Here is a 3,243-nt window from a genome sequence, read left to right as displayed (position 1 = left end):
GAATTAATCAAGTATAAATTTAATATTTACATATATAAGAAGGAAGTGTATTTATGATAACAATAGTGGCAAAAAGTATAATTAAAAAGGGAGAAAAAGAAAAATATCTTAAACTAGCAAAAGAATTAATTGAAAAAAGTAGAAAAGAAAATGGCTGCATTTCATATAAAATATTTGAAGAAATAAATGACTCCTCGATACTTACATTTATGGAACAATGGAAAAATGCCCGGGCAATTCAGGAACATAATAATAGTGAACATTTTAAAAGAATAGTTCCTTTACTAGCTGAGCTTCGTGTAAGCAAAAGCGAAATCAACACTTACAGAGAACTATAGGAGTTAATCTCCCTTCTAACATCAAAGAAATGACATCACTGCTGATTGGAAAAGCAGAAATAAAAAAAGGAAGCAACCAGAGTTTACTGGATAACTTCCTTGTTATCAATTAATTTTAATAAATATTAAAGAAACTTCAGTTAAAATTCAACTGGAGTTTCTACTTAATTATGTAAATAAATTATTGTGAAAACCTTGGATTCACCAGAGCTTTTCTTTATCTTTTTATTGGTCCATAATCTAAAAATTGTATTTTATATTAAAATATATTTTTCCTTGTAAGTAAAGATTTTTTTGCGTCTTCACTTGACATCCTGTATTTTGGATTGGGTTGCCCTGGCATAAAACATTCAGTTTTTATATTTTTAGGAGTTATACTCTTTTTAGCAGAAAATTTATTTAACTTACTAATTACATAATTCTCTAGCTTTCTTGGACTAACATTTATTCTTGCATTAATTATAATATTTGCTTTATTATCTATTAATGGAACCTGTCCACTAAAATTAATATCATCTGATAGCCCAGTAAGACTTACTTTAACATATTTATTATTAGAAACTCCGTATATTTTCAAATGGGCAATTTCAAGTTTCTCATTATTAAATTTATTCTTCAAAACTTCTATAAAATCTCTTATAAAAGCACTAATATCAAATTCTTCTGAAGAAGAAAGCTCTGTAGAAGTATTCAGCCAACCAAGATATGCTTCTGCCCTACCATAAGTTTGATAATTCACATCCATAGTAAAATTATCTTTATGCTTTGTTTTCTCAATCTTCTCTAACCATAAATTCATATTGATATTTTCTTTTGCTGAAATTTCTATTAATTGCTTTTCAGGAAAATTCTTTTTGATGATATTCTCAACGATAACAAGCTCCTGCTGTGACATTAGGTCAATTTTGTTTAACACAATTATATCAGCTTCTTCAATTTGTTTACAAAAAAGGTATTTTACTTCGTCAGGATATAAGGAATGTGCTTCGCTCCCAAGAAATTGCATAATCTTTTTAGGGTCAACCACAATAGATAGTGGAGCAAGGGTAAATTTATCAGAAAAGTAATTGTTGAGCGGTCTATAAACGGTCGCAATAAGATCTGTACAACTTCCTACCGGTTCGCTTAATATAATATCTGGATTATTTTTTTCAATCATCTGGTCAATTTTTTGTGAGAAAGAATCGAAGTTACAGCAAAAGCATCCTCCAGTTACTTCCATAACATTAATACCTTGTTCGGATAAGAAACTTGTATCTACTAATTGTGTTCCTTGGTCATTGGTTATTACCCCAACATTTTTTGTTTCCTGTAGAAGTTTTGTTAAATTTAATATTGAAGTCGTTTTCCCTGCGCCTAAAAATCCTCCGATAATTATAAGCTTTGGTTTTGACATAAAATAATCTCCTTTAATTTTAAATTGCTTGTTGTTAATTTAGAATTGTTAATAGTATTTTTTGTCTTATTAAGAAATACTACTTACTTTTATATTCTACCATATGCTTGTAAAAAATCAATAATTTAGATTAGGAAGATAAAGGCTCCTAATAAAGATTGTTAATATTAATTCCAATTCTCCTTATATAGATATTTTATATCTATAGGTGTACAATTATCCATGAATACTACAATCTATAATGCTTTAGGAGGATATTTCACGATGTTAGAACGTCAAAGTGAAGTTTTTTTATCAGAGGTTGGCTATAATGCTGAAATAAAGTTAGGGGCCTTGATTGATAAATTTCAAGATATTGGATGGATACATACGCAATCAATTTTGCAGAAGTTACCTAAACTAAATGCCAACATTGGCTTTTTTGTGTCTGATCAAAAAGTTCAAATTTTGAAGCCAACATTTTTATCTGATAAACTAATTATTCAGTCTTTCATTACCAATGCTAATAGAAGAAAATTTACACGATTAGTTAAAATTTTTAATAATATAAATAACTTGTTAGCTACACAAATAGAAAATGCTTTTGCTGTTGATCTCTTAACTGGTAAATTAGCTAGTCTACCAAAGGATTTTCCAGCATCCAAAATTATTGATCAAAATATAAAATGCCCTATTTTGCGAAATAAAGTTCAGCCACCGTTGACTGCAAATGCAAAAATGCAGCAGTATACTGTTTTAGGGCGGGACATTGATAACTATAATCATATGAATAATGCCCGTTACCTAGATTTAATCTCTGAACGGGTTAACCAAATCAAAGAAATCACCGTCAATTATGTAAAACCAGCCAAAGAAGGAATGATACTAGACATTGCCTGTGAATTAGTGGATCATAAAGTCTTTTACAAATTTATGAATCAAAAACAACTTCTAGCTAAAATCCAAATTATTTTAGAGTGAACCTTAAAAATACGAAATTGCACTGATAGTAAATAAAAGAAAAAACCCCTAACTTATTTGTAAAAAATTAATAGTTTGGATATTAATAGTTTTCTATCTCTGTAAATCAGCTGGTTGTCCTGCAATAGCATCTACATTATTTAGCCTTGGATCTTTACCTTCTATTTCAACTATAAGTTTATACGGAATGCATATGACATTCTCTCCTGGTTGTGATATCCAGCCCATCTTCATTCCTATTTTTCTAGGACTATTTGAATCAGAAATACGTATTTTGCCTTTCTCCACCCTAATTTTATTAAAGCCAGACTTGCCATATTTTATAGTAAACTCATAAGCATTTTGTACAGAATTCAGATCAATAGTTCTTACTATTTTACCATTTTCTTTTATAACTGCTATTTTATTTAAGCCATCCAAACGACTTTTATATACATAAACTCCTATCAAACTTATAATAATCAATATGCTTATAAATACAATAACAATTTTATCTCCTTTTTTCATATATAACTCCTTTTCATATTAATTATACAATTAATTCTATTA

4 protein-coding genes are annotated in these 3,243 nt (G+C 28.7%); 2 read left to right on the top strand and 2 right to left on the bottom strand.

The genetic code is table 11. The annotated features are described in order from the left end of the window. Positions 1 to 53 precede the first annotated feature (53 nt). Entirely contained in the window at positions 54 to 338 is a 285-nt protein-coding gene (locus J5G60_RS17490) for a putative quinol monooxygenase (protein WP_150358466.1), read from the top strand. Positions 339 to 597: 259 nt separating this feature from the next. Here J5G60_RS17490 and J5G60_RS17485 read toward each other — a convergent pair whose 3' ends face one another. Continuing rightward, entirely contained in the window at positions 598 to 1,734 is a 1,137-nt protein-coding gene (locus J5G60_RS17485; protein ID WP_150358465.1) for a GTP-binding protein, read from the bottom strand. Positions 1,735 to 1,998: 264 nt separating this feature from the next. On the opposite strand from J5G60_RS17485, the gene J5G60_RS17480 reads away from it, so the two are divergent. Then, entirely contained in the window at positions 1,999 to 2,694 is a 696-nt protein-coding gene (locus J5G60_RS17480) for an acyl-ACP thioesterase domain-containing protein (protein ID WP_190972255.1), read from the top strand. 93 nt (positions 2,695 to 2,787) lie between these two features. Here J5G60_RS17480 and J5G60_RS17475 read toward each other — a convergent pair whose 3' ends face one another. Then, a complete protein-coding gene (locus tag J5G60_RS17475) occupies positions 2,788 to 3,201 on the bottom strand; it encodes a NusG domain II-containing protein (RefSeq protein ID WP_150358463.1) in 414 nt (137 codons plus the stop codon). Between the last annotated feature and the right edge of the window lie 42 nt (positions 3,202 to 3,243).

It is taken from the genome of Clostridium sp. HV4-5-A1G, from assembly GCF_900184915.1.
Classification (GTDB): Bacteria; Bacillota; Clostridia; order Clostridiales; family Clostridiaceae; genus Clostridium_B; species Clostridium_B aromativorans.
The sequence above is the reverse complement of the archived record's forward strand: the minus strand, read 5'-3'. Positions and strand labels throughout refer to the sequence as shown.

Coding starts and splice junctions, on each gene's coding strand:
- J5G60_RS17480 (WP_190972255.1), top strand. CDS start 1,999: ATGTTAGAACGTCAAAGTGAAGTTTTTTTATCAGAGGTTGGCTATAAT.
- J5G60_RS17490 (WP_150358466.1), top strand. CDS start 54: ATGATAACAATAGTGGCAAAAAGTATAATTAAAAAGGGAGAAAAAGAA.
- J5G60_RS17475 (WP_150358463.1), bottom strand. CDS start 3,201: ATGAAAAAAGGAGATAAAATTGTTATTGTATTTATAAGCATATTGATT.
- J5G60_RS17485 (WP_150358465.1), bottom strand. CDS start 1,734: ATGTCAAAACCAAAGCTTATAATTATCGGAGGATTTTTAGGCGCAGGG.